The sequence below is a fragment of the Thioalbus denitrificans genome (assembly GCF_003337735.1).
Lineage (GTDB): Bacteria > Pseudomonadota > Gammaproteobacteria > DSM-26407 > DSM-26407 > Thioalbus > Thioalbus denitrificans.
Map to the genome: position 1 here is coordinate 134,232 of NZ_QPJY01000003.1, position 24,196 is coordinate 158,427.

The 24,196-nt window shown below is 70.1% G+C and carries 28 protein-coding genes; 8 read left to right on the forward strand and 20 right to left on the reverse strand.

Features of this window, described 5'->3' with window-relative positions; translation table 11 throughout:
* Window positions 1-61: 61 nt before the first annotated feature.
* The 5 genes from DFQ59_RS08880 to DFQ59_RS08900 form a co-directional block, all read right to left on the reverse strand.
* On the reverse strand, window positions 62-304 hold the full coding sequence (locus DFQ59_RS08880; RefSeq protein WP_211314853.1) for a sulfurtransferase TusA family protein: 243 nt from the start codon (window positions 302-304) through the stop codon (window positions 62-64).
* A 95-nt stretch (window positions 305-399) separates the two neighbouring features.
* Window positions 400-1,056, reverse strand: coding sequence for a Crp/Fnr family transcriptional regulator (locus tag DFQ59_RS08885; protein ID WP_114279342.1), 657 nt, complete (start codon window positions 1,054-1,056; stop codon window positions 400-402).
* A gap of 47 nt (window positions 1,057-1,103) precedes the next feature.
* Window positions 1,104-2,522: a cytochrome-c peroxidase gene (locus DFQ59_RS08890; RefSeq protein WP_114279343.1), complete on the reverse strand. Its 1,419-nt coding sequence runs from the start codon at window positions 2,520-2,522 to the stop codon at window positions 1,104-1,106.
* A 61-nt stretch (window positions 2,523-2,583) separates the two neighbouring features.
* Window positions 2,584-2,889 (reverse strand): DUF4242 domain-containing protein, encoded by a 306-nt coding sequence (locus tag DFQ59_RS08895; RefSeq protein ID WP_114279344.1) that lies wholly within the window; start codon window positions 2,887-2,889, stop codon window positions 2,584-2,586.
* A 242-nt stretch (window positions 2,890-3,131) separates the two neighbouring features.
* Window positions 3,132-3,881, reverse strand: coding sequence for a cytochrome b/b6 domain-containing protein (locus DFQ59_RS08900; RefSeq protein ID WP_114279345.1), 750 nt, complete (start codon window positions 3,879-3,881; stop codon window positions 3,132-3,134).
* 277 nt (window positions 3,882-4,158) lie between these two features.
* Between DFQ59_RS08900 and DFQ59_RS08905 the strand changes: the two genes are divergently transcribed.
* Window positions 4,159-4,971, forward strand: coding sequence for a DUF3943 domain-containing protein (locus tag DFQ59_RS08905; RefSeq protein WP_114279346.1), 813 nt, complete (start codon window positions 4,159-4,161; stop codon window positions 4,969-4,971).
* A 340-nt stretch (window positions 4,972-5,311) separates the two neighbouring features.
* On the opposite strand, the gene DFQ59_RS08910 is transcribed toward DFQ59_RS08905, so the two are convergent.
* Complete coding sequence (locus DFQ59_RS08910; protein WP_114279347.1) at window positions 5,312-6,013, reverse strand: outer membrane protein; 702 nt, start codon at window positions 6,011-6,013, stop codon at window positions 5,312-5,314.
* 334 nt (window positions 6,014-6,347) lie between these two features.
* Here DFQ59_RS08910 and DFQ59_RS08915 point away from each other — a divergent pair, with 334 nt between their 5' ends.
* On the forward strand, window positions 6,348-7,595 hold the full coding sequence (locus tag DFQ59_RS08915) for a prenyltransferase/squalene oxidase repeat-containing protein (RefSeq protein WP_114279348.1): 1,248 nt from the start codon (window positions 6,348-6,350) through the stop codon (window positions 7,593-7,595).
* Window positions 7,596-7,682: 87 nt separating this feature from the next.
* Here the strand turns inward: DFQ59_RS08915 and DFQ59_RS08920 are convergent, their stop codons facing one another.
* The 10 genes from DFQ59_RS08920 to DFQ59_RS08965 all read right to left on the reverse strand — a co-directional run bounded on the left by DFQ59_RS08920 (window position 7,683) and on the right by DFQ59_RS08965 (window position 16,783).
* Window positions 7,683-8,177: a hypothetical protein gene (locus DFQ59_RS08920; protein ID WP_114279349.1), complete on the reverse strand. Its 495-nt coding sequence runs from the start codon at window positions 8,175-8,177 to the stop codon at window positions 7,683-7,685.
* 185 nt (window positions 8,178-8,362) lie between these two features.
* Window positions 8,363-8,701 (reverse strand): hypothetical protein, encoded by a 339-nt coding sequence (locus DFQ59_RS08925; RefSeq protein WP_147275207.1) that lies wholly within the window; start codon window positions 8,699-8,701, stop codon window positions 8,363-8,365.
* Window positions 8,702-8,807: 106 nt separating this feature from the next.
* Window positions 8,808-9,473 (reverse strand): cytochrome b/b6 domain-containing protein, encoded by a 666-nt coding sequence (locus DFQ59_RS08930; protein ID WP_114279351.1) that lies wholly within the window; start codon window positions 9,471-9,473, stop codon window positions 8,808-8,810.
* A gap of 2 nt (window positions 9,474-9,475) precedes the next feature.
* A complete protein-coding gene (locus DFQ59_RS08935) occupies window positions 9,476-11,164 on the reverse strand; it encodes a tetrathionate reductase family octaheme c-type cytochrome (protein WP_245937237.1) in 1,689 nt (562 codons plus the stop codon).
* Between the two features lie 208 nt (window positions 11,165-11,372).
* Window positions 11,373-12,026 (reverse strand): EF-hand domain-containing protein, encoded by a 654-nt coding sequence (locus tag DFQ59_RS08940; protein WP_114279352.1) that lies wholly within the window; start codon window positions 12,024-12,026, stop codon window positions 11,373-11,375.
* A 157-nt stretch (window positions 12,027-12,183) separates the two neighbouring features.
* Window positions 12,184-12,651, reverse strand: coding sequence for an aminoacyl-tRNA deacylase (locus DFQ59_RS08945; RefSeq protein ID WP_114279353.1), 468 nt, complete (start codon window positions 12,649-12,651; stop codon window positions 12,184-12,186).
* 98 nt (window positions 12,652-12,749) lie between these two features.
* Window positions 12,750-13,559 (reverse strand): acyl-CoA dehydratase activase, encoded by an 810-nt coding sequence (locus DFQ59_RS08950; protein WP_114279354.1) that lies wholly within the window; start codon window positions 13,557-13,559, stop codon window positions 12,750-12,752.
* Window positions 13,556-14,830, reverse strand: a complete 1,275-nt coding sequence (locus DFQ59_RS08955; protein ID WP_114279355.1) for a double-cubane-cluster-containing anaerobic reductase — start codon at window positions 14,828-14,830, stop codon at window positions 13,556-13,558. Before DFQ59_RS08955 ends, DFQ59_RS08950 begins: the two co-directional genes overlap by 4 nt.
* Entirely contained in the window at window positions 14,827-15,813 is a 987-nt protein-coding gene (locus tag DFQ59_RS08960; RefSeq protein WP_114279356.1) for a 4Fe-4S binding protein, read from the reverse strand. Before DFQ59_RS08960 ends, DFQ59_RS08955 begins: the two co-directional genes overlap by 4 nt.
* On the reverse strand, window positions 15,800-16,783 hold the full coding sequence (locus DFQ59_RS08965) for a hypothetical protein (RefSeq protein WP_114279357.1): 984 nt from the start codon (window positions 16,781-16,783) through the stop codon (window positions 15,800-15,802). The genes DFQ59_RS08960 and DFQ59_RS08965 overlap by 14 nt, the downstream gene beginning before the upstream one ends.
* A gap of 539 nt (window positions 16,784-17,322) precedes the next feature.
* On the opposite strand from DFQ59_RS08965, the gene DFQ59_RS08970 reads away from it, so the two are divergent.
* Window positions 17,323-17,619, forward strand: coding sequence for a hypothetical protein (locus DFQ59_RS08970; RefSeq protein ID WP_114279358.1), 297 nt, complete (start codon window positions 17,323-17,325; stop codon window positions 17,617-17,619).
* Window positions 17,620-18,083: 464 nt separating this feature from the next.
* Here the strand turns inward: DFQ59_RS08970 and DFQ59_RS08975 are convergent, their stop codons facing one another.
* On the reverse strand, window positions 18,084-18,353 hold the full coding sequence (locus DFQ59_RS08975; protein WP_170142100.1) for an EF-hand domain-containing protein: 270 nt from the start codon (window positions 18,351-18,353) through the stop codon (window positions 18,084-18,086).
* A 302-nt stretch (window positions 18,354-18,655) separates the two neighbouring features.
* Between DFQ59_RS08975 and DFQ59_RS20055 the strand changes: the two genes are divergently transcribed.
* From DFQ59_RS20055 to DFQ59_RS08990, 3 genes are all read left to right on the forward strand, one after another.
* A complete protein-coding gene (locus DFQ59_RS20055) occupies window positions 18,656-18,979 on the forward strand; it encodes a pepsin/retropepsin-like aspartic protease family protein (RefSeq protein WP_211314854.1) in 324 nt (107 codons plus the stop codon).
* Window positions 18,980-19,199: 220 nt separating this feature from the next.
* Complete coding sequence (locus tag DFQ59_RS08985; protein WP_114279359.1) at window positions 19,200-19,757, forward strand: glycine zipper 2TM domain-containing protein; 558 nt, start codon at window positions 19,200-19,202, stop codon at window positions 19,755-19,757.
* Between the two features lie 237 nt (window positions 19,758-19,994).
* Window positions 19,995-20,192 carry a DUF1059 domain-containing protein gene (locus tag DFQ59_RS08990; protein ID WP_114279360.1) on the forward strand — a complete coding sequence of 66 codons (198 nt, stop codon included), beginning with the start codon at window positions 19,995-19,997 and terminating at the stop codon, window positions 20,190-20,192.
* A gap of 81 nt (window positions 20,193-20,273) precedes the next feature.
* Here the strand turns inward: DFQ59_RS08990 and DFQ59_RS19820 are convergent, their stop codons facing one another.
* From DFQ59_RS19820 to DFQ59_RS09000, 3 genes are all read right to left on the reverse strand, one after another.
* Complete coding sequence (locus tag DFQ59_RS19820) at window positions 20,274-20,435, reverse strand: hypothetical protein (RefSeq protein ID WP_170142101.1); 162 nt, start codon at window positions 20,433-20,435, stop codon at window positions 20,274-20,276.
* A gap of 229 nt (window positions 20,436-20,664) precedes the next feature.
* Window positions 20,665-21,447 (reverse strand): DUF2189 domain-containing protein, encoded by a 783-nt coding sequence (locus DFQ59_RS08995; RefSeq protein ID WP_114279361.1) that lies wholly within the window; start codon window positions 21,445-21,447, stop codon window positions 20,665-20,667.
* A complete protein-coding gene (locus DFQ59_RS09000; RefSeq protein WP_114279362.1) occupies window positions 21,444-21,818 on the reverse strand; it encodes a hypothetical protein in 375 nt (124 codons plus the stop codon). The genes DFQ59_RS08995 and DFQ59_RS09000 overlap by 4 nt, the downstream gene beginning before the upstream one ends.
* Before the next feature lie 346 nt (window positions 21,819-22,164).
* Here DFQ59_RS09000 and DFQ59_RS09005 point away from each other — a divergent pair, with 346 nt between their 5' ends.
* Together DFQ59_RS09005 and DFQ59_RS09010 are read left to right on the forward strand one after the other, a co-directional pair.
* A complete protein-coding gene (locus DFQ59_RS09005; protein WP_114279363.1) occupies window positions 22,165-22,668 on the forward strand; it encodes a hypothetical protein in 504 nt (167 codons plus the stop codon).
* On the forward strand, window positions 22,665-24,005 hold the full coding sequence (locus DFQ59_RS09010; protein WP_114279364.1) for a GAF domain-containing protein: 1,341 nt from the start codon (window positions 22,665-22,667) through the stop codon (window positions 24,003-24,005). The genes DFQ59_RS09005 and DFQ59_RS09010 overlap by 4 nt, the downstream gene beginning before the upstream one ends.
* Window positions 24,006-24,196 lie beyond the last annotated feature (191 nt).

Genomic DNA, 24,196 nt, shown 5'->3' on the forward strand with positions numbered 1-24,196 from the left:
CAGTTCGGGCTCCCGGCCCCCGCGCGAACGGGGCCGGACCCGCTGCCGTGCGCCGACCGGGTCAGCGCGGCCGCTTCGGCGGACCCTCGCCCCGCTCGATGAGCAGCCGGTGAACGCCGGATGTCTCGCTGTACTCCAGCAGGAGATGGCCGTTGCGCTCGCAGTAGACCCGGAAGTGCTCCTCGATGCACGCCCCCGTGGCCAGCACCTCCAGCCGGCTGCCGGCGGGCAGGGCCGCGAGCACGCGGTTGGCCCGCAGCACGGGGAAGGGGCACTGCAGGTTCCTGGCGTCGAGCTGCTGCATCTTCATCTCCCGTGCGTGTCGTGCGGCGGGCCTGCCCGGCGCGGGCGCCGCCGTTCCATTCCTGCCATTCCGGTCACGATGCCGCCATCGCCTGGTCAGCCGGGCCGGGCGACCTCCGCCAGGCCGGCGGCGTCGATCAGTGTAATCATCCCGCGCCCCGTCTTCACCAGCCCCCGGGCGGTGAAACCCTGCATCAGCCGGGCAATCACCTCGCGGCTGGTGCCCAGGTGGCCGGCGAGCGCCTGCTGGGTCATGGGCAGCACCCCGTCGGCCGAGGCGTGGCCGAGGATGAAGCCGGCCAGGCGCTGGTCGAGGGTACAGGCGTGGATCTGCTCGATCTCCCCCATCAGGCGGAACACCAGGGTGGAGAGGGTCTTCACGGTCAGGTCCTGCACCGCGGGCTCGCGCTCGAACAACCGGCGATAGATCGGACCGGGGATGATCGCCACCTCGGTGTCCGCGTCGGATTCGACCCAGGCCGGGTAGCGCAGATCGTTGAACAGGCAGTTGAGGGCCAGCACGCAGGTCTCGCCGGCGCCGATGAAATAGAGCGTCGCCTCGGTGCTGTGCGGGGTGTAGGTGAACACCCGCAGCCGCCCGCGGGTGACGAGGTAGGCGCCGGAGACGCGCTGACCCTTGTGGATCACCGCCGTGGGCCGCTCGAAGCGCACCCCCCGCAGCCCCTCCCCGAGCAGCGTCATGCCCGGGGAGGAGAGGCCGAGGTAGGACTGGACGGCGCTCAGATACCCCATTCCCGACTCCCCTGCCGAATGCAACCGGACCACGCGGCGTGCGCCGCTCACCGCGCCCGCGGCGCGGCGCCGGCGGACGGATAGCTTACCGCCCCGGGCGGGGTTTTACCCGCCCCTTCCGTGCGCTCCGCCAGCCGGTCACTGCTCAGGGCATGGAGGAAGGCCACCAGGTCGCCGATTTCCCGCTCGCCCAGCTCCGGCCGATCCACCTCCCTCAGCACCCGGTCGCCCGCGGACCAGATCAGCAGGTGTCCCGTGCGCCCGAGTTGGACGTTGGCCATCAGCCGCACCGCCTCCTCCAGCTCCGTGACCGAGCCGTTGTGGAACCAGGGGCCGGTGAGCGCCACGTTGCGCAGCGAGGGGACGCGCCAGCTGCCGCGCGGGCTTCCGGGCGGTGCCGCGCCGCTGTCCTCGGTCAGCCCGTAACGGGTCTCGTAGGGGGTGGGAAAGGCGGGAAAGATGCGCAGGGGCGCCTGCGGCTCGAAGACGCTGGCGGCGCTGAAGTTGGGCCCCGAGTGGCACAGCACGCAGCCCACGGCCTGGAACAGGGCCATGCCCCGCAGCTGGGCGGGCGTGAGGGCGTCGAGCTCGCCGCGCACGAACCGATCGTAGGGCGCGTCGGGGGTGATCAGCGTCCGCTCGTAGGCGGCGATGGCCGCCGTGATCCGGTCGATCGTGATCGGCTCCCCGGGACCGAACGCCGCCGTGAAGGCCTCGCGGTAGTCCCCATCCTGCCGCACCCGCTCTTCCACCGCCGCCAGGGACGGCATGCCCATCTCCAGCGGGTTGACCAGCGGCCCCCGGGCCTGCTCCTCCAGGGAGGCGGCGCGGCCGTCCCAGAACAGCACCGCCTGGAACGCGGCGTTCCACACCGTCGGGGCGTTGCGGCCGCCCGTCCGCCCGTCGATGCCGACGGAGGTCGGGCGCCCGTCGGCGCCGCCGCCGGGCACCTCGTGACAGGAGGCGCAGGCGACGGTGCCGTCGCGGGACAGCCGCCGGTCGAAGAACAGCCGCTCGCCCAGCGCCACCCGGGCCGGCGTGGTCGGATTCCCGGCCGGCGCGGGCGCCGCCTCCGGCAGGGCGCGCCACGGGTAGTCCGCCGCTCCCGCCACCGGCGCGGGGGCCGGCGCCGGCGCCGCGGAGGGAAGCCGCTGCCAGACATAGCGCCGCGGCCCCGGGGTCGCGACGGACGGCCCGGCCGCGCGCGCGGGGTGCGCCGTCTGCACCCGGGTGATCAGCGGATCGACCAGCACCCCGGGCAGATTCGCCACCGCGAGGATGATGCCGAGCTTCACTGCGAAGGCCGCCATCCCCGTGCCCAGCGCCGTGGCCAGCAGCCACCAGCCGCCCCGCTCCAGCCGCGCCCGCGGGCCGAGATCGTAGCGCACCATGGCCAGCAGCACGGCGACACCCGCCAGCAGCGCCGTGGCGCCCACCCCGATCACGCCCATGTTTCCGATGTTCATCACGTCGTTCCACCCGGAGAACCGGCCGCACCGGTGCCGGCGCGGCCGGTTCTCCGCCCCCCTACGCCGCCGCCCGCCGGAAGAAGGTGTCCCCCGGGGTCGCCGTGGTGACCTCGGTAATGCACTCGAAGGGCAGACCGACCCGTTCGTGCGCCCGGCGCACCGCCTCCGCGTCGGGCGCCATGGTGAAGCAGAAGGCCTTCCCCTCTTCATAGCCGACATGGACGCGCAGCGGCACGACGCCCTCCGCGTAGCAGGCCTGCTCGTACTGGGCGAAGAAGAGCTCGAACTGCGCGGGCGTCAGGCCGGCGGGGAAGGTTTCGCTGGACCGGTCATGGGTATCGATGAAGAACTTCATCCGTTGCATGGGTTGCCTCCGTCATCGGTTGATTGGAACCACGGGACGGAAGGTAATCACCCTGGGGGCGCGGATCTGTAACAAAGGCTACACAGACCGCGGGCGTCGTTGGTGCCCGGTGCGGCGGCTGCGCTGGGCCCGCGGGTGCCGGCGGGCGGCAGGGGATCGGGCCGGCGGAATGCGCCCCGCGGCGGGCCTGACGCAGCGGGGCGGCCTCCGCCGCCCCGCTGCCGATCGCAGGTGTCGGAGTCTCAGGCGCGCTCGTCCACCGGCCGTTCAGCGAGCACCTTGCGGCCGTTGATCATGGCCGAGATGAGCCCGCTGCGCTCGCGCAGCTCGGTCACCACCACCGCCGCCACGTGCAGCAGGATCGCCGCCAGCAGCAGGTAAAAGGCCGCTTCGTGGGTCTCGATGAAGGGGGAGCGGAACTCGCGCATCTCCGCGTAGGCGCCCGCCACCACCGCCTCCTTGTTCAGCGGCGTCAGCGCGGCCATGCGCTCCGCGTCGCCCCCGGTGACCCACTCGGCGAAATAGCCGCCGAAGGGGGGCATGTAGACATCGGTGCCCGCCAGGACCAGGCCGGTGACCAGCTGCACCGAGAGCAGGATGAACAGCGCCGCCACCATGAGCTGCCCGAGGGGATTGTGGCCCGCGTAGGCGGGCGGGCGTCCGCCGCGCACGCCGGCCAGGTAGTCGCGCACCCGGAGGATGTAGCGGCGACCGAAGGCGAAGGTGGTGGTCCAGCGGGCGTAGTGGTTGCCGAGGAAGCCCCACACGATGCGCCACGCCAGGTTCAGCGCGAAGGCGTAGCCGATGTAGACGTGCACGGTCTTCAGCAGCACCTTGCCCTCGGGGCTCACGCCCAGCGACTTGCCGTTGAGGAGCGCGATCCCGACGAACATGAGGCCGATGATGGACAGAACGTTGATCCAGTGGAACCAGCGCGTGGAGCGGTCCCAGACGGTCACTTCCCTGAGTGTCTGCGTGTTTTTCTCTTCCATTTTCCTTCGCCTTCCAGTGGGTTTGAACAGTGGCCGGAAGGTTAGCCGCAATTGCTTAAGGGAAGCTTAGAGACACCGGGGCGGACGGGCGCCCGCCAGGCCCCGCCACTCCGTCTGCGATCCGCCACCACGGAAAGCCCGACAGTGTCCCGGGCAGGCGGACGGGGGAGCTTCCCGGGGTGAAACCGGCGCGACGCTGGGGTAAGCTGCAGTCGCGGAGGAGGGCCCCGGTTCTCCCCGCGATGAAAACAAGGGGCACACAACAGGAGCCGCAATCATGCGCCTGCACATACCCCTGTTCCTGCTGTTGGTCTTGGCCCCGGAGCTTGCGGGCGCCGAGATTTTCGGGCAGCCCCGGCCGACACCGCTCCCCTTCCAGGCCGCGACGGGCCTGTGGCTCTCCCCGTCCGGCTCCTCCACGGCCGCCGGCAGCGGCACCCCGCCCGGCCCCGACTACGCCGGCCTGCGGCGCGACGCGGGCTACCTGCTGGGCTACCAGGCCGCCACCGTGGGCCTGCTCTACCTGATGCCCGAGCGGATCAGCCGCTGGAGCGATGAGGAGAAGAGCGACTTCCGGCTGACCCAGTGGCGGGACAATGCCAGCGAACCGGTCTGGGACAAGGATCTCTGGTACATCAACTACATCCTCCACCCCTACTGGGGCGCGGCCTATTTCGTCCGCGGCCGGGAACGGGGCCTCGGCAACACGGGCGCCTTCTGGTACTCGGCCGCGCTCTCGGCGATGTTCGAGTTCGGCGTGGAGGCCATGTTCGAGAAGCCCTCCTACCAGGACCTCATCAGCACCCCGGTGGCCGGATCGCTGCTGGGACTCTATTTCGTGGAGCTGCGGCGGGATATCGAGGCGAAGGCGTCGTGGGACCTCGGCGACCGGGTGCTGCTGGCGCTGACCGACCCCCTGGGCGCGCTGAACCGGCAGACGGATCGGCTGCTGGGACGAGAGGCCGAACTCGAGGTGGGGCTTCTGCCGGGCCGATCGGAGGCGGCCGGCCCGGCCGGACTCCGGCGCGCCCCGGAGGGGCTCCGACGGCCCGGCCATTTCTGGGGCGCACGGTTCAGCATGGCCTGGTGAAGCGGTTCGCGGCCCGCCCTGGCCCCAATGGCCTGGGTGGCGGCGCAACGGTACAGCCCCGGCGCATTCACGCGCGGGTGTAGCGATGCCCGATCATCGATCCGGGGCGAAGACGGGGGTTCCAGGCCGGCTCCACGCCCGGCAAGGAGTGCCCGCATCCCCGCCGTGCGCTCTGCCACCCGGGGGAGGCGGGGAGCGAACCCGTTCCCTGCAACGGGGCAGCGATCCCTCCCGATCCGGGAACAGCCGCCCTCACAACATGCCGCTCCGAACGAAACAGGGCGGGCCCGTCTGGCTGACCGGACCCGCCCTGTAGCCACCTGTGCGGCGGCGCCGGAGATCAGAACTGCCAGCGCAGCCCGATGGTGAAGGTGTTGTCCGAGTAGCTGCTGTCCAGCTTCTCGCTGGAGGAACAGTAGGAGCCGTCTCCGTAACACGCGCCACCGAAATCGAACTCCGGATCACGGGTAGTCAGGTAACGGTAATCCAGAGTCAGCAGCAAGCCCCCGGAAATCGGGTAGGCGGCGCCGGCCAGGAACTGGAATGCCGCGACCGTATCGTCCCCGGAGACGATACCGGTACAGCAGGAGTAGCCGGGAATGGCCCGGCGGATATTCTCCGCATCGATCCGGGCCACGCCCAATCCGGCGCCCACGTAGGGCGTCCAGCTCCAGCCCATGTCGAAATCGTACAGGGCATTGATGAAGGCGGTGGTGGACGTCAGCTCTCCCGTACCCTCGGCCGTGGTCCACCAGGAGGGACCGAATCCCTCGACGTTGTTGCGGCGGTGCCCCAGTTCGAGCTCGGCGCGCCAATTGTTGCCGAAGCCGTAGCCGCCCTTGAAGAATAGACCCCAGCCAGTGTTGAAGTCGGCCCAGTGACTGCCGCTGTAGTCGGAGTCGTAATCCGCCTCGTCGGCGATGTTGATCCCCCCGTCCACCCCCAGGTAGAGACCACTCACCGGTGCCGCCACGGCACTACCCACTCCAGCCAGGGAAACCGCCGCGACAGCCGCCAAGGCCCTGAATAAACGCACGTTCATCTTCACTCTCCACGATTGCGAAACCACAACTCCTGTGTGAGATTATTCACAAATACACAATTTTGACAATTGTGTATTTTTGCAACAACAGATCTCGTGATCGCCGCCAGGCCGGACATGAGGGCGGCGGCACCGCCCGAACTCCGGACGGCTGAGAATCCGTGCGCGGCGCCCGGTTCCGTCGCCCGGGCGCCGTGGCCGGGGGGCCTGGATCCGCCGGCACCCTGGCGTGGCGGCAGCCGCTTCCGGGACTGCCCAACACGGGGTGGCCGGCAGCACAGGGAGTGCGGTTTCTGGTAGCTTGTCCCTTCCGCCGACACCCGCAGGAATGCCGATGAACCCGGTCAAACGACTGCTGCTGCCCGCCCTGGCCACCCTGGCCGGCTGCTGGCTTCCACTCCAGGCGCAGACCCAGGCCCCGACGGCCCCCGCGGGCGCCGTCGTCGAGGCGCCGGCGCTGGACGAGGCCATCCACAGGAGCCTGGGCTACCTCACCCGCGCCAACCTGCCGAACGGCGAGTTCATCTACCTGGCCAACAGCGATCCCCGCCATCCCTCGCCGCTGCAGTACAACGCCGTCCGCCACGCCGCGGCCCTGTACGTGCTGGGACTCTACCTGCGGCGGGCCGATGACGCATCGGCCCTGGCGGCGCTGCAGCGGGCGGGCCGCTTCCTCAGCGACTGCTGCATCGCCACGCCGCCGGAGCGCCCGGACCTGCTGGCCGTCTGGTCCCAGCCGGAGCTGGATCGCACCCGGGCGCCCCTGGAGGCGAACCTGGGCGGCACGGGACTGGCGCTGGTGGGGCTGGCGGAGCTGGAGCGGCTCCGGCCCGGGGCGGTCTCGGTCGCGGGGCTGCGCCGGCTGGGGGAGTTCCTCCTGTTCATGCAGAAGGAGGACGGGAGCTTCTACGCCAAGTTCACCCCCGACCAGGGGGGGCGGCGGGATACCCGCCACGCGCTCTACTACCCGGGAGAGGCCATCCTGGGGCTGCTGGCGCTGCACCGCCTGGACCCGGATCCCCGCTGGTACGCCGCGGCCGCCCGGGCCACCGCGTGGCTGGCGGAGCAGCCGGTGGAGTCGGAGGGCTGGCCCCCCGACCACTGGACCCTGATCGCCACGGCCCGGCTGCTGGCCGCGGAGCCGGCCGGTGAACCGCCGCTGCCGCGCGAGCGCCTGGTCCGGCATTCCATGGCAATCGCCCGGGCCCTGCTGGCGCGCTACCGCGAGCCGGAGGACCCGGTCCTGCGCGGGAGCATCCGGGCGGACGGCGCCACCACTTCCACCGCGACCACCCTCGAGGGGCTGCTGGCGGCCATGGAGTTCCTGCCGGAGAGCGAGCGCGGGCTGCGGAAAGGGATCATGGACTTCGCGGCGGACGGGATCGACTTTCTGCTCCGCGCCCAGATCCGCTCGGGCCCCTTCGACGGCGGCATCCCGTTCGCCATCCGGCCCCTGCCCGATGACGGGGAGGGCGGCGCGAACCGCGCCTTCAACCGCTACGCCACGGAGATTCGCATCGACTACGTCCAGCACGCGCTGGGGGCGATGCTGGCCTACGCGAACCTCACCCGCGCCCCGTGACGGGATGCCACGGGATGCCACGGGAAGCGGCGGGCGGGGCCCGGCCCGGAGGCGGGCGCCGGGAGGCGCCGCCGGCTGTGACGGGAATTATTCGACCAGCACGTCGTCGGCGATGACATCATCCGCCGGCGGCTTCCTGCCGCCGTCGTCATCGTCGCAGATGACTTCGGTCACGCACAGGACGCCCGCGACGCCAAGGCCGATCATGGCCCACTGGACCGGGGTGAGCTCGGGCATGGCCATGCCCTCGGAGGTGGAGCCGTCGGCGTTGTAGGTGATCACCCGCTTGAGCAGGGTCACCCCCTGGAGATTGAGCGACTCGACCCCGCCCTGCTTGAAGTTCAGGTCGAGGATGGGCGGACGCGAGGTGTCAAGCAGGCTGGTCCGCTGCCCGTCGGCACCCTCCCCCATCCGCAGGATCGAGGCGGAGAAGACCGGCGCCCGCTGGGCCGCGGTGACGCCGTCGAGCGGGATGTTCACCGACAGCATGGGAACGGTTTCGGTGGACATGGCGTCCGCCACCATCAGCGATGCGGAGGCCAGTACGACCGCCGACGCCATCACAGGCCATTTCTTGTGCATGAATCCCCCCCTCGAAACCGGCAAGGCCCGGCTTCCATCAAGACGTGCCCGGGGCCCCCGGGCCCATGGATTCGCCCACCCCGGCCAGCGGACCCGTTCCGTGGCCGTGAAGGTACCGTGGACCGCAGCGAATCCTCCCCAGTATTGTCGAACAACACCCCGTTGTCGACGCGAGGGGGCCGCCACTACTTCAACTGGTACCAGGTGTAGCCCAGCGCGCCCGCGACGGCGCCGTCGAGCAGCAGGCCGATCACGTCGCCGAACCCCAGGGAGATCACCGCGGCGACACCCGCGATGATGGCGGCCAGGAAGGCCGGCTGCCTGGCCTTGGCGGCGTCCCCCTTCACCAGCGCGTCGCGCGCGAAGTAGACGAACGCCGCGATGGCGCCATTGATGGCCAGCGCGATGATTCCGAGCGCGGCGGACCGGGTCAACAGCAGCAGCGACAGCAGGACCAGGATCCCCGCCACGATGAGCCCGGCCAGGGTGACGGATTTCAGCAGACTGACGTTCGGTTCGGCCATCATGCAGACTCCTCTTCCGGTTCTGTGGCGGACGCGTGCCCGCGGCATCGCCGTTTCGGCGATGCTCAACCAAAGAGTAGTCCGCGCCGCGCGGATTGGCGCGGCGTCAGCCGCCCTCGCGGCGGATGGCCCCGCCTTCGCTCTCCTCGAGGTAGGCCGCCTCGACGGGGGTCAGCTCCACCTCCTCGAAGCCGGTCACCATGGGGGCGACATGCCCCAGGAAGTGGCCGCCGACGGTGAGCAGGTAGACGTGGAGCATGACGAACAGAACGATGGCGAAGGCCGCGGCGGTGTGCAGCACCGCCACCAGCGTCAGCGCCCCGTTGCCGCCGCCCGTTGCGGCCCAGAGGTCATAGGTGAGGTAGGCGATGCCGGTCACCCAGATGAGCGGGAACAGGAACAGCTTCAGCGCCAGGTAGGCGAGCGCCTGAAGCGGGTTGTGCTTGCGCCGCCAGGCCTTGCGGTAGGGGTGGGGCTCGCCCCGGAGATTGCCCCAGGCGTAGTAGCGGGCGATGCGCCAGATTCCCTTCGTGGTGGGCAGGTAGTGGCGCCAGGTGCCGGTGGTGAGGTGCCAGAAGATGGCGAACAGCCACAGCACCACCAGCCCGAGCGCCGCGCCGGTGTGGAGATAGACCGCGGTGTCGAAGGCCACCAGGCCGTGCAGCCCGTGGATGGCGAAGCCGGTGAAGGCCAGGGTGGCGATGAGCGCCATCTGGGACCAGTGCCAGAACCGCTCGAAGCGGCTGAAGATGCGGACCGCGCGCGTAATCATGATCATCTCCTCCGCCGCGCCGCCAGCAGCCGCAGCAGTACGTGGCCGGCCATGCCGAGCGCGGCGAGCGCCAGGGCCAGCAGGCCGATGCGATCGAGCGTGGGCGTATCGCCCCGGCCGGGCATGTAGAAACCGGCCAGCGACGCCAGCCGCCCCTCGCGGGCATGGCACTCGCCGCAGCCCAGCGCGTTTTCGGCGGGCGCCACCATGTGGGTGATGGGCCACCAGGATTCGGTCTCGATGAAGCCGTACTTGCCGCTGTAGGGCTTGCCGTTGCTCTCCATGCCGGTGGCGATGGCCCGCCCGAAGTCGTAGTTGCCCCAGTAGGCGTCCTCGTCGTCACCCCACAGGTGCATGTAGACCAGGGTGTTGTTGCCCTTGTCGTAGGGCTGGAAGGTATGCACGCGCTTGAACGGCCAGATGCGCGCGGCGGGGTCGTCGGAGGCGCCGGAGAAGCTGTTGATGGGGATGGGCTGGGCGGCCGGATCGAAGTGGGTGTCGATGGTGGTGTAGCGCATCCGGCCGTCGAACCAGGCGTATTCCGGCGCGCTGTTCTCGGTGTAGGTGAAGTCGCCCTTGATGGACTTGTAGGTGGCGCGCTCCTCGCCGTTACCCTGGATGTAGTCGTGCTCCTTGTAGCCCTCGCCGTTGCGCAGCCGCCCGGCGGTGCGCCAGTCCCAGCCCACGATGGTGGCCACGCCGCCGCGGGCGATGGCGGGGATGTGGCAGGTCTGGCAGGCCACCCGGTCCACGTGGCCGTTGAGCTTCATGCCCCGCAGGCTGTCCATGGGGTGGGGCGCGTCGCCGTGGCAGGACTCGCAGGTGGCCACGCCGCGGCGCAGCCCGGGACGGCCGGTGCCGCCGGTGTCGCGGGCATGCATCTGGTAGCGGCTGCCGGCCAGCTGGTGCTCGCTGCTGACGTGACAGACGGTACAGGCGAAATCGGCGCCCTTGTCGTCCATGTGCACATCGAGCGAGCGGTCGGCGTGAATGAGGGAGGAGTCGAGATCGCCGTGCTTCACCCCGTCGCCGCCGCCGCCGTAGAAGTGGCAGCTGCCGCAGTTCTCGCGCCCGGGCAGGCCGACGCTCTGGGCCACCGCCGGCCAGTCGATGGGGCCCTTGTCCTCGAACATGACGGCGCAGGCGTCGTTGCCGCGGGAGTTGGGCATGCGGTAGTAGGTGCCGGTGCGGTCATGGCAGACCAGGCAGTCGATGTTGTCCGCGTTGCCGAAATCGAAGCTCTCGTCCTTCCAGCCGTAGCCGGCGTGGCACTGGGCGCACATGCCCTCGTTGCCCCGGGCGTTGGTGCAGAAGTTGTTGACCAGCGTCTTCTTGCCCAGCTTCTGGCCGGTCTCCGGGTTGGTGTACTCCCAGGTCCAGTGGATGGTCTTCATGACCTGGTGGCCGGCCTCGTTGTGGCAGGAGAGGCAGGCGCGGGTCACGTCGGGGCCGCCGGTGAAGGGGCCCTGGAGCTCCTCGAAGCGGCTGTGATCGGCGGTGGAGGGGCCGCGGCTTTCGGTGGGCACCGTGGTCGGATTGAGCCGGAAGTGCATGTCGACATCGGGGTGCCCGGCAGCCGTGCCGGCGGACGAGGATTGCGTCTCCGCGCCGACGGGGCCGGCGCTCAGCGCCAACAGCGCCGCGAGGGCAATCCCGACGGGCCCTCGGGTAAGGTTCAGCCAGTGGAACATATTGATCTCTCTCACGCTTCCCGGATCGGCATGCGCCCGGAAACTATTATCGGGACCGGCCGGAGCCTGCCTGGCCAAAGCCCACATGTACCTATATGAAACAACAAACCCGTCCACGCATGAATGCGAATTCGCAATCGGCGCCTGAAAAGCCCAATGCACTCGGCGGATTACCGCGCACGGAACGGCTCCTTCCGGCACCGACAAATCATCGGCCGGGCACGTGTCCGGCCTGGAGGGCGGCGAACTCCTCCGGAGTCAGGGAACCGTCGCCGTCGGTGTCCGCGGCGCTGAAATCCACCGCCTGGCCCAGGCCGCGCATGGGATACCCGGCCGCCGCACGCTCGGCGATGCGCCGGTTGCGGCCGTCCACGTACTCCTGTTCCGAGATCCTTCCGTCCCCGTCGGCATCGAACTCGGCGAAGCTGGGCATGTTGGCGCCCTGTCCCATGCCCTGTCCCATGCCCTGTCCCATGCCCTGTCCCATGCCCTGTCCCATGCCCGGCCCCATGCCCTGCCCCATGCCCTGCCCCATGCCCTGTCCCATTCCCTGCTGGCGCTGCTGCCGGCCCAGCTCCAGCTCCGCGGGCGTCAACCGGCCGTCGCCGTCGGCGTCGAAGTCACTGAATTCGGGGCTGCCGGCCATGCCGCCCATGGGGCGGCCCGCCTGGGCCCGCTCCGCCAGGCGCCGGTCGCGGACACTGCTGAACTCCTGCTCGGTGACACTGCCGTCCCCGTCGAGGTCATAGGCCGCGAAGGGTATCGGGCCGCTGGCCGGAAGCGGGGCGGGATCGGCGGCGTGCAGCGGGGTGATGCCGGCGCAGAGCAACAGGGCAAGGGCGCTGTGGAGGAGAGGTTTCATCGGGTGGGCTCCATGACTTGATGGGTGTGGGGGGGGCTGTCCGACCGCTGCCGGGCCGTGGCGGGCGACATCCCCGGAACGGCGCCCGGACATGGTCCGCACCGCCCTCCCGTCGCGGCGCCGGGAAGGCGGTGCGGGGCGGTCATGACCTACCGCTTCAGTGGGTACCGATGTCGCCGTGGGGGGCGTCCCCCATCAGGCGCCGGAAAGCCTCGCCGTCGAGGTGGACGAGATCCTCGTGGTCACCGGCCTCGAACCAGATTTCGGGGGCGGCGAGGAGCCGTTCGTCCACCACCGCCGGCAGATCGAAGGCAGCGGCCACCGGCGGCACGGCGCCGACAGCGCAATCGGGAAACATGCGTGCGATTTCCGCCTCGGTGGCGAGCCCCAGGGGGCGCCGCAGCAGGTTGTGGATGCGAGAGAGGTGCAGCCGCTCGCTGGCGGGCACCGCCGCCAGCAGGTAGCCCTCGTCGTCCTCCAGCAGCACCGCCTTGGCGAGCTGCCCGGCAGGTACGCGGGAGGCCGCCGCGGTGGCGCGGCTGTCCTCGGTGTGGGGGTGGGGGATTACCTCGTAGGGGATGCCCTTGAGCTCGAGATAGTCCCGGAGTCGTGCGGAGATGGCCATGTTCACCTCCCCCGTGACTGGCACGGATAGGTACTGACTACTGAACTATAGACCCTGGGGCGGCGATTGCAGCGTCCCCGCGCCCCCACTCCTCCCCCTCAGGCCCCCTCCGACTCCGCGGCCCAGACCTCGCGGGAGAGGATGGCCGCGCCGTAGGCGGTGGTGATCTGGGCGATGTCGGGAATGATCAGATCCCGCATCAGCTCCTCCCGCATCGCGGTCGCCAGGCCATGGTTGAGGGCCGGCCCCCCGTCGAAGTAGACCTGCTCCTCGATGCCGACGCGCCGGGCCAGGCGGACGGTGCGGCGGGCGATGGAGTAGTGCACCCCCGCCACCACCTCCTCCTTGCTGTAGCCGCGGGCCAGCAGGCCGATGATCTCCGATTCGGCGAACACCGCGCAGGTGCTGTTGATGGTGGGCGGCGCGCCGTCCAGGCGGACGTGGTACTCACCCAGCTCCTCGAGATCGATCTCCAGGTTGCGGGCCACCATCTCCAGGAAGCGGCCGGTGCCCGCGGCGCACTTGTCGTTCATGGCGAACTGCACCACGTTGCCGTCGCCGTCGATGCGGATGGCCTTGGAGTCCTGGCCGCCGATGTTGATGATGGTGCGCACCGTGCCGTAGGGGGCGCCGGCCCTGAGGGCGCCCACGGCGTTGGCGGTGATCTCGCTGATGGCCTCGTCGGCGTCGCGGTAGAGCTTGCGGCCGTAGCCGGTGGCGGTCACGAAGGCGATCTGCCCGCGCTCCATGCCGCTCTCCTGCAGCAGCCGCTGGAAGGCCTCCTGGGCGTTGCGGTGGAACTGCCCGCCGCTGGGACAGGTGGTGGAGGCCACCAGCTTCTCGTCCCTGTCGACGAGGGCGATCTTGATGGCGGTGGAGCCGATGTCGATGCCGGCGAAATGGTTCATTGGCGCCGCCTCCTCCGCGAGCGCAGCGACTCGATGAACGCCTCCACCCGGGTGGAGAGCTGGCCCACGTCGTCGGGACTGTAGTCGGTCTCCACGTAGAGGCAGGGCAGGCCGGCCTCGGCCAGGGCGCGGCTGACGGAGTGGTGCTCCATCTCGTAGACCTGGCAGCCGGCGAAGGCCTGGTAGACGACGCCGTCCACGGCGTGGGTGCGGGCCAGGTCCAGCAGCCGGCGCAGGCGATCCCCGTTGCTGGTGAAGATGGGGCAGGTGCAGGGCTTGAGGTAGCGGTCCGCCACCGCGTCCACCATGTCGTAGAGGTTCCACTCGTCCACGCTGACCGCGTCGTTGAGCATGCGGTTGGCCGAGCAGGTCTCGTCGGCCACGATGACCCCGCCCGCCTGCTCCACGAGCACCGGGATCTTGAGGTTGGGGAACACGGGCGGCGAGCCGGTGAACAGGATTCGCGGCGCCCGTCGCAGGGCGGCGGAGATGCCCGCCTCGCGGCGGGCCTCGAGCTCCGCCACGAGGGCGTCGACCGCCCCGGTCCAGCGCTCCAGGTCGTCGAAGAAATAGGCGTTGGTCACCAGGAACGCGTCCTTGCCCAGGAGCAGTGCCGGCGACTCGGCGCGCAGGCGCTGGAGCCGGCGATAGGCGGCCTGGGCGCGGCTGACGGCGAGAATCGACTCGCGCAGGGAGGCGCGGGTCACCCGGCCGCCGGTCATGCGCTCGGCGGCGCGCACGAAATCGCGCACCGAGGCGCGCCAGAAGGCGCGGGCGTGCTCGCTGTCCTTGGAGGGCGGGAACTCCAGGTGGTGCACCTGGCAGCCGAGCTCCTCCATCATCTGGCCGGCCTTCTTCTTCTGGTCGCAGGTGGTGAGGTTGACCACCCGGTCCAGGCTGTCGAGCCAGGCCGGCCGCTCGTCCTGCAGCAGGCCGAGGGTCGCCTTCACCAGCGAGCAGGACTTGGCCGGCATGAAGTCGGCGCCGGCCAGGTCGAAGGCGTGGGAGCCGCTGCACAGCCGCACCGGGACGCCGCCCGCCGCGCGCACGATCTCGTCGGGCACCTGCACGCAGGTGGTGCCGACGAGCGTCCCCTCCGGCTGGGCCCGCCCGCCCTCGCAGTAGACCCGGTGGAACAGCTTGTAGAAGTAGTCCATCGCCGCCGGGTTGTCGGGAAACTCCCGCTCCAGGGTGGCCAGCGCCTGGGCGGACTCGCGGATCTGCTGGGCGAGGACGGCGGCGCGCCGCCCGCCCTGGGGCGCCGCGCTCATTGGCCACCCCGCTGCTGCAGCCGCCGGAAGAAGCCCGCCTCGGTGGCCTCGTAGACGGGGATGCCCATGAAGGTGGCCTTGAGACAGCCCTCCTCCGGACAGGCGGCGACACACTTCAGGCACATCATGCAGTCGTCCTCGATCAGGGTTTTCCGTTCCACGTCGTCGGCGATGGCCTTGATCTGCATGTCGCAGACCCGGTAGCAGTCGCCGCAGCGGGTGCACTTGTCCCCGTCCTTGCGCAGCTTCAGCAGGGCGATGTTGGAGAACAGCGCCTGCAGGGCGCTCATGGGGCAGAAGAAGCAGAAGAAGCGCTTGTTGACGAACGCCCCGACGAAGAAGATGCCCAGGATCGCCATGCCCAGGCTGGTCATGACCAGGGCGGTCCGGGTGGAGAAGTCGAGCGTCCACTGGGAGAAGTCGCCGGTGAAGGCGGGGATGACCATGCGCGCCGGGCAGATGGTGCAGAAGGGGGTGGCCATGTCCTCGGGGACGTGGGGCAGCCCCTCCACCGGGTTGCCGATGGCGAAGGGGATCAGGATCAGCAGCACCAGCAGGACGTACTTCACCTTCTTCAGCCGGGTGAAGCTCTCCAGGCTGTAGACCGAGTAGCGCAGCCGCAGCCGCCGGCGCAGGGCGGTCATCCAGTCCTGGATGGTGCCCAGGGGACAGACATAGCCGCACCAGGCCTTGTTCAGCACCAGCAGCCAGGCGAAGAAGGTGAGGAAGCCGAACACCAGCCCCAGCACCCGCCAGCTGAACAGGCTCTCCCAGGGGATGTGGGTCTGGTGCTGCAGCGGCAGCAGGAAGCAGACCCCGCCCCGGCCGGCGTCGTTGAAGCCGCAGGCGAACACCGGCAGCGAATTGCCCAGATCGATGTAGAGGTAGCCGCCGTAGACCAGCAGCACGAAGGCGAAGAGCTGGAACCAGGTCCGGAAGCGCTGGATGTCCGCGCCGTTCACGAACGCCCTAAGCCTTTTCATCGAACGCCTCCCGCCGCTCCGGGCGCCGCTGCCGCAGGCGGTAGTGGTAGACCCCGCCCACGGAGAGGGAGGCGGCGAAGAGCATCACCCCGAGCCCGTAGAGATAGGACTGGTACTCCCGCCCGGCGGGGTAGTAGGTGCCGGCGAGCGAGGCGCTGTAGTGCACCTGCGTATAGGCGCGGCCGTCGAGCTCGCCCGCCTGGGGCTGGCGGTACTCGGCCAGGACCAGGTAGTCCTGGCGCCGGCGCTTGTCGAACTCCGACCAGTCGGTGTAGTAGTCGCGGACCATCCGGAACTCGGCGCGTCCGTCCGCCCCCGTGGTCACGGTCTTGCTCCAGCCGGTGTTGGAAACCAGCCGCACCTCGGCCCCGGCCACCGGCTCGCCCTGGCGCAGGGCCAGGAAGGCGATGGCTTCGCCCGAGACGGCGCGGCTGTGGAAATCCTCGTCCGGCCTGCGCTCGCGGATCAGCTCGAAGGGCACCCCGGCGGTGATCCGGGGCGGCATCCGCGCCTCGGTGAAGCGCCGGTCATGGCCGTTGGCGCAGCTGTGCATGAGCACTTCCGCCTTCACCACCCGGGCCTCCAGGGTTCCATCGCGGACCTCGCGGCTCAGGAGATAGGCGTTGTAGAAGCCCTCCTCCGGCATCTCGAAGCGGATGCCGCCGCCGGCGTCCGCGCCGAAGGGCTTCGGCGTCACCGGGTCCGGCCCCGGGCCCTCCGCCACCACCGCGCCGGCCGGCACGGGCACGTAGGCCGCGCGGGCCGGATCGTCACCGGCACGCAGCCACAGCCGCTTGGCGGTGACACCGCCCCGGCCCCGCTCCACCAGCCCGCCATGGGCCCTGCGGGTCTTCCCGGCCCATTCGGCGGTGGGCGGGAGATCGGAGAACCAGAGCGGTTCGGTGGCCGCCGCGAGGGCGGGCATCAGCAGCAGGGGCACCAGCAGCAGGGCGCCGCGGAATCCGGGCATGGGCGATGACTCCAGGGGTCAATGAACCGGGCGGCGGCACCGCTGCTGCGGCCGACCGCCTCAACACGGTGGTTCAGCAAGGACCACGCCAGTTCGCAAGCCACTGATAGTTGTAGGGACAAGCACTCCAGGACTGGAGCGACGTGCGTTATTTCGCACAACGAAACGCGCCGATGTCGTCATCTGGCACACCGGTCGATCGCGCGGGTTTCCGGCCCGCCGGGGTGGAGGAGAGCGGGAGGCGTCCGCTACGCCTGCCGGAACCCCCGGCAGGGGCACGATTCGGCACGGCGGCAGCATCCCGCACCGGGCGGTGAGCGGCGGTCCGGCGACCATGTCCCGGTGCATATCCACCCCCGCCACCACCATGGGCGCCGGCCGGCGCTCCATGGAGGCCGCCTCCATGAGTCACATCCCGTTGTTTCACAAGAGATAAAACCGTTGCGCCCCACTTGGCACGCTCTCTGCTGAAGTAGGTGCAACAGCGTTAGCGCTGCCGGAACGACACCCGAACCCATGCCCACAGAGGAGCAGACAGCATGAAAACCATGACCCTGGCGATTTTTCTTCTCGCACTGACCAGCGGCGCGGCCTTCGCCGGCCAGCGCGGCAGCATCAGCACCGACCTGATCTACGGCGGCGGCCTCGCCCACCTGCAGGAGGCCCCCTACCAGGCCCCCGGACCCCACCGGGTGGACCGTGGGCAGATTGACACCAGCATGCTCTACGGCGGACCGGCGGCGCTGACCCGCCCGAACGCCTGGCAGGCGCCCGGCCCGCACGTGGTGGACCGCCAGCAGATCGACACCGACCTGCTCTACGGCGGCATGTCCTGATGCCCACCCGGGACACCGGGCCGGGCGGCTGATGCCGCACCGGAACCGGTTCACGGGAGTCATGAAAAAAGAAGGGGGCCGGCATTGCCGGCCCCCTTCCGGTCCATCTCTCGCTGCGGCCCGCCGTGTGCTCCGACCCTCCCTGTGGCCGGCCTGTCCGCATTTCCCTGAACATCCCTGTGGGGACATCCCTGTCGCTCTCGCGGCAACGTCACTGTGGCCGGCATCGGGAGCCGCCGGGGCGGCGGGCAGCGACCCGCCGACGATTGGGAGGGGGTACGCCCGCGAAGTCACGTCGCACTGCGCCAGCCCCCGGGTGGCTCCTCTGTTTCAGCGGGCACGGAGAACCCCGGCCCGGCCTTCACCCCCCCGAGAGTCGGGCACCGGCGGGCACGGGGGGCTCCCCATGACTGCCGACCGGACCCGGGCTGGAGGGTGGCGAGTCCGCGGCCCGACTCCGGCCCTTACTGCTGCGCGGGCTCGGTGGTCTCGAAGGCGCTGAACTCGGCGGCATCCAGGCTGCCGTCCTTGTTGGCGTCGGCCGCCTCCCACAGGGTGGCGACATCCTCGCGCAGCGCACCCTCTTCCTTGCTGATCAGGCCATCATGGTTGGTATCCATCTGCTCGAAGCCCGTGGCCGGAGCCTGGGCCTTCTCCTCCATGCCGGCGGCGAACGCGGCGCCAGTGGCGAGGGCGAGGATCAGGGCGGCGGATGCGAACTTGATGTTGGTCATGGCTTTCTCCTTGGCTGGGTCCGATAGTGGCTGCGAGTGAGATATCGCGTTGTTCCTTGACCCCGGGTTGCGGGAATCCTCGCCAGGACCCATGGCAACCCTCGTGCCAATCCGGCTTTTTCCTCGCCGGATTAACGGGATAGGGAGCGGCAGGCGGGAGAGGACCGGCCGGGGCCGGGCGCCGGGCACCCGCAACCGTCGCCGGACGGCGACAGGCCCTGGCGCGGCATGCCGCAAGCGCCTGAAAGTACACGAACCAGGGTGTCGCGATACGACGACACCCACGCCAGGGATACGCCGGAGTGAAGCGCACGGGGAGACACTGCCTGCTGCTGGCCTGCATCCTCGCCGACGGCAACCGCCTGGTGGTGTCCGTGTACGCCATCCGGGAGCTGCGCATCGGCGGCAAGTGCACCCTGCACGACGTGGAAGCGGCGGTATTCCCCGGCCGCATCCGCCAGATCCTCGGTCTCAGCGCCCTGAACCGGGCCGCCCCCTTCATCTTCCCGGTCGAACCGCCGCAACTGGTGCTCAGCCACTGCAGCGGCCTGGCGGAGGCCGGGGCGGAACCGCTCGCGGACAGCACCCGCCCGCCCGGCGATGAATCACCCACCTCCCTTCGGTGACATCCGCAACTCTGCGCGGTCCAATAAGTTACGTCAGTTCACGGAATCTCCACCCGGACCTGCCAGACTTGGGAACGCGGGGGGAATGTTTTTTTCGACTGCGACAACGGATGCGGGGGATTTCCCGGCACGATGTCCGCCACGCCGCCTGCAGGCATGAAACATGCTTGGCAATCGCGGCCATAACCAGAATGAAGATTGTTCCATCAAGGAGGGTTCCATGGACAGATCCATGATCGTCGGGGTGGTCGTCGGTGTTGCGGTCGCCACCGCCGGCGGCACCATCGCCGGCTACAACCTGCTCAGGAAAGGGCCGACCGAGGCCCAGGTGCTATCGGTGCAGGAAGTGACCCGGACCGTCAGCACGCCGCGGGAGGAGTGCCGGGACGTGGCCGTCACCCGCCAGCGCCCGGTGCAGGACGAGAAGCGCATTGCCGGCACGGCCATCGGCGCGGTCGTGGGCGGCGTGGTGGGCAGCAAGATCGGCGGCGGCAGCGGCAAGACGCTCGCCACCATCGCCGGCGCGGCGGCCGGTGGCTACGCCGGCAACCAGGTGCAGAAGAACCTGCAGCAGCGGGATACCTACACCGAGACGCAGCGTGAATGCGACACGGTCACCGATTCCCACGAGGAACTCGTCGGCTACGACGTGGAGTACCGCCTGGGCGAGCAGGTCGCCACGGTGCGCATGGATCACCACCCCGGCGAAACCCTGCCGGTGAAGGACGGCAAGGTGGTGACCGACGCCCCGGCCGTCGGCCCGACCGCCGGCAACTGATCCCCACCCTGCCGGGCCGGGAGCGGCAGCTTCCGGCCCGGCATCCCCGGTTCAATCCCGCGCGGGAGCGCATGTCCGGGCCATCGCCCCCGGGCCCCGTCCGCCGGCCTCAATTCCAGACTAATGAACTATACTTTATCTCCCGCCCCGATCCCCGCAACCCCATGGGGCGGTTGACAGTACGCGGCTGACAGGACGTCGACCCCAACCATCGGTTCGACCGATAAGGAGTCTGTCGTGGCCCGTTACTACATCGACTGCCGGGACTATCCGAGCCCCGATATCCACTGCACCGTGGCCCTGAGCGCCGATTCCGAGGAGGAGCTCCTCGAAGCCGCCGTCCAGCACGCAATCCAGGTCCACGGCCATGCCGACAACACCGAGTTCCGGGAACAGATCCGCCGGGAGTTCAAGCACGGGACACCGCCCGGATAACCGGTACGGGACAGGCCGATCACGGACCCCGCGCAAGCGGGGTCTTTGCCCCGCCGGGAGCAGGCGGCCGCCTCTGCCCCGTCATCGGAACACCACCGGCCAGATCTTCCAGATCATCCAGCCGGGGATGGCGACGGCCAATGCCAGGGCGAGATAGAGCAGCAACGGGCACAGGTGCGGGAAATGGGCGCACGGCCGGCGCAGCGGACAGACCACCCTGAACGGGCAATTGTGCTCGGACACTTCCCTCCCGCCTTCCTGCCCGGCGCGCGAACCCGGGGCAACGTGAGGGCCCGCAGGATGGGCAGGTCAGATGCGATGCTGGTAACGGACTCCCCCGGCTGATCCGGGCACCCTCGACGGGTTCCGGCGTTTCAGCCACCGGCGCCGCTTTTCAGACCGTACACCCTGAGTATAGGTGGAGCGCCGCCGGCATATGGGCCAGTCCGCGGAGCGGGCGCGGGGTCAGGCGTCACTCCCGCTCCACCAGGCCGCGGTAGCTGTGCCAGGTGGCGTAGCCGAGCACGGGGAACAGCACCACCATGGCGACGAAGAAGGTGAGGATGCCGATACCCGTGAGGGCGACGATGAAGGCCGCCCAGATGGTCATGGCGGGCAGGTTCCGGGCCACCACGCGGGCACTGGCGCGCACGGCGGCCAGGGGGCTCGCGTCGCGGTCGACGATCAGGGGGATGGCCACCGCGCTGATGCAGAATACGGTCACCGCCAGCAGGAAGCCGATACCGGTGAAGTAGAGCACCACCCAGGGATCGCCGCCGCCGTGGAACAGGCCCAGGTAGCTCTCCATGGAGGGCGGCGCCGCGCCGGTCTGCAAGTCGTACAGCAGCGCCGAGAGGCGCAGCCAGGCCAGCATGATCAGGGCCAGCACCACCGCGAACAGCCCCAGGTGAACCCGGCGCCGCAGCAGCAGGCCCACCCCCGCGGCGATGGATACCGTATTCCCCCGCTCCAGCTGCCGGGCGGCGGTGTAGAGGCCGGCCGCCAGGAACTGCCCCACCAGGAGCAGCCCGCTGAGGAAGGCGACCGCGAAACCTGGCAGTTCCCGCGCCAGTCCGAGCACCGCCAGGCAGGCCAGGGAGAACAGGACTCCGTAGAACAGGCTCGCGCCGGGGGCGGCCCGGAAGGTGCCGAAGCCCGCGGTCAGCCAGTCCAGCGGCTCGCTCAGGTCCACCCGGGGCTGGTCGGCGTTCCCTCCGGAGAGCGGTTTGCGCGCGTTCAGGGTCTCGGCGCTCATGACTCACCTCCGGCGGACGGGGACGCGCCGGCGCGGATGCTCTGAATGACGCCGGGAAGGAGAACGAGGGGAACCAGCACCAGCAGCAGGGGGACGGCGGCACGGGCGCCGGTCCCGGGGTCCGTCATGAGTACGGCGGCCAGGTGGATGAAAAACACCCCGGCGGCGACGGCGCCCAGGGCGCGCCCGGCCATGAGCCCGGCCAGCATGCCCAGCACGGCGTAGGGCAGCACCCCCGCCAGCAGTACCGGGACGTCGAGCCGGTAGTAGTCGCCCGCCACCGAGACCAGGGCGCCGGCGAACGCCAGCGCGAGGCCCAGGGCGATGGCGGCGAGGGTGATGCGGATGGTCGTGTTCGGGTCGTCATTCATCACGGCCCCCTCCTCTGGCTGTCGGATCGGTGGGCGCCGGCGGCAGGCCGGCCCTTGCGTAGCCTCATCCCTATCGGAGTTCCCCGGACGTCCATTGTTCCCTACCATATTAGTCAAGCATGACGGGGGTAGCCCATGCGGGCAAGCCGGGACGCGGCATCCTGGCGCTTCCGGGGCGGCTCTGAAAGTACCTCCAAGGGTGCAGCAGTACACTAGGCTAGTACCATGACACCCGGCGCAACCGCCCGGAATCCCGGCAACACGGCAACACGGACAGTGATGGAAACCAGGCACTCCCCGCTCCAGCGCAACGGCGCCACCGGTCCGGCACTCCCGGGGGGCGGTCATGTCCGCTGACGCCGCGCCCGGACCGGTGCTGGACGCCGGGCTGGCGGACTTCATCCAGCACCACGTCTCCATGAACGCGGCCGCCCGGGACCGGGACAACCGGCCCACGGTGGCGCGCGCCTACGGTTGCCGCGTGGCGCCGGATCGGCGCGAACTGACCCTGCTGTTCCCGGCCGGGCACTGCCCGGCCCTGCTCGCCTGCCTGGCTGAAACCGGGACGCTGGCGGTGGTCTTCAGCCGGCCCAGCACCCATGTGACCATCCAGCTCAAGGGTCGCTGCACGGGGTCGGCGCCTGCTTCCGCCGCGGACCGGGCGGTGGTGGACGCCTACCGGATCTCGTTCATCGAGGAGCTGGCCTCCCTCGGCTACCCGCCCGGGTTCGCCCGGGCGATGGTGCCGCCGGCGGACACGGAGTGGGTGGCGGTCGGCTTCGCACCCGAGACCCTCTACGACCAGACCCCCGGGCCCCATGCCGGCCGGCGGATGGAGCGCCGGGAATGAGCCTGACCCTGGACGCCATCCGCGGCTGCCTGGAGGGGGTGATACCCGCCGTCATCGCCACCAGCGCACCCGGCGGCGAGCCGAATGTCGCCTATCTCTCCCAGGTTCACTACGTGGACGGCGGCCACGTGGCGCTTTCGTTCCAGTTCTTCAGCAAGACCCGCGAGAACATCCTCGCCAATCCCCGGGCCGTGGTGCAGGTGGTGGATCCGGACACTGCCGCGCACTACCGCCTCACCCTGCACTACCTGCGCACGGAGACGGCCGGACCGCTGTTCGAGCACATGAAGGCGAAGCTCGCCGGCATCGCCTCCCACACGGGCATGGGCAAGGTGTTCCGGCTGCTGGGGGCGGACATCTACCGGGTCGAATCCATCGAGGCGGTGGGTGGGGGACAGCCGTCCTGCGCGCAGCCGGTACGCAGCCGCCTGCCGTCGCTGCGCACCTGTTCACGGGAGCTGGCCGCCTGCACCGACCTGGACGGACTGCTGGAGGCGCTGCTCGCCGGGCTGGAGCGCGAGTTCGAGATCCGCCACGCCATGGTGCTCATGGCCGACCCGGTCCGCGGGCGGCTCTACACCGTGGCCAGCCGGGGCTACCCGGCCTCCGGCATCGGCTCGGAGATCCCCCTGGGCGCGGGCATCATCGGGGTGGCGGCGCGGGAGCGCACACCCATCCGCATCATGTACCCCGCCGGCCCCTACACCTACAGCCGGGCGCTGCGGGAGACCCTGCTGCAGCAGGAGCCGGAAGCCGACTTCGAAACGGAGATACCCTTCCCGGGCCTGCCCGCGCCCCAGAGCCAGCTGGCGGTGCCCATCCTGCTGGGCGGGGCGGTGCTCGGCGTGCTCTACGTGGAGAGCGGGCGGGAGCGGCGCTTCAGCTACGAGGACGAGGATGCCCTGGCCACCCTGGCCGATCACCTGGCGCTGGCCTTGCGGCTGCTGCAGGAGACCACCGAGGAGCCCGCTGCGCCCGGCCCCGCCGCCCCCGCCGGGGCCGACCGACGGGGGCAGGCGGTGGTCATCCGCCACTACCCGGCCAACCACAGCGTCTTCATCGACGCCGACTACCTCATCAAGGGGGTGGCCGGCGCCATCTTCTGGCGCCTGCTGACCCATTTCACCGGCGAGCACCGCACCGAGTTCAGCAACCGCGAGCTGCGCCTCGATCCCGCCATCGGCCTGCCCGACATCAGCGACAACCTGGAGGCGCGGCTGGTGCTGCTGCAGAAGCGCCTGCGGGAGCACTGCGACTTCCTGCGCATCGAAAAGACCGGCCGCGGCCGCTTCCGGCTGCGGGTGGACCGGCCCATCCGGCTGGAGGAGAGCGGCTGAGCCGCCACGGCGACGGCTTCACCCAGACGGGACCCTCGCCGGGCATCTTTCCGTCCCGACCTGCTGTCAATCGGAACCCGACCGGAATAAAATCACGGTTGTTGCGGCAAATCCGGAGGGCGACCGTCCAGGAGGGTGCCGCAAAAGGATGACGAGCCGGGGCCGGCGCCACCCGCCTGCGTCCGTGTGCC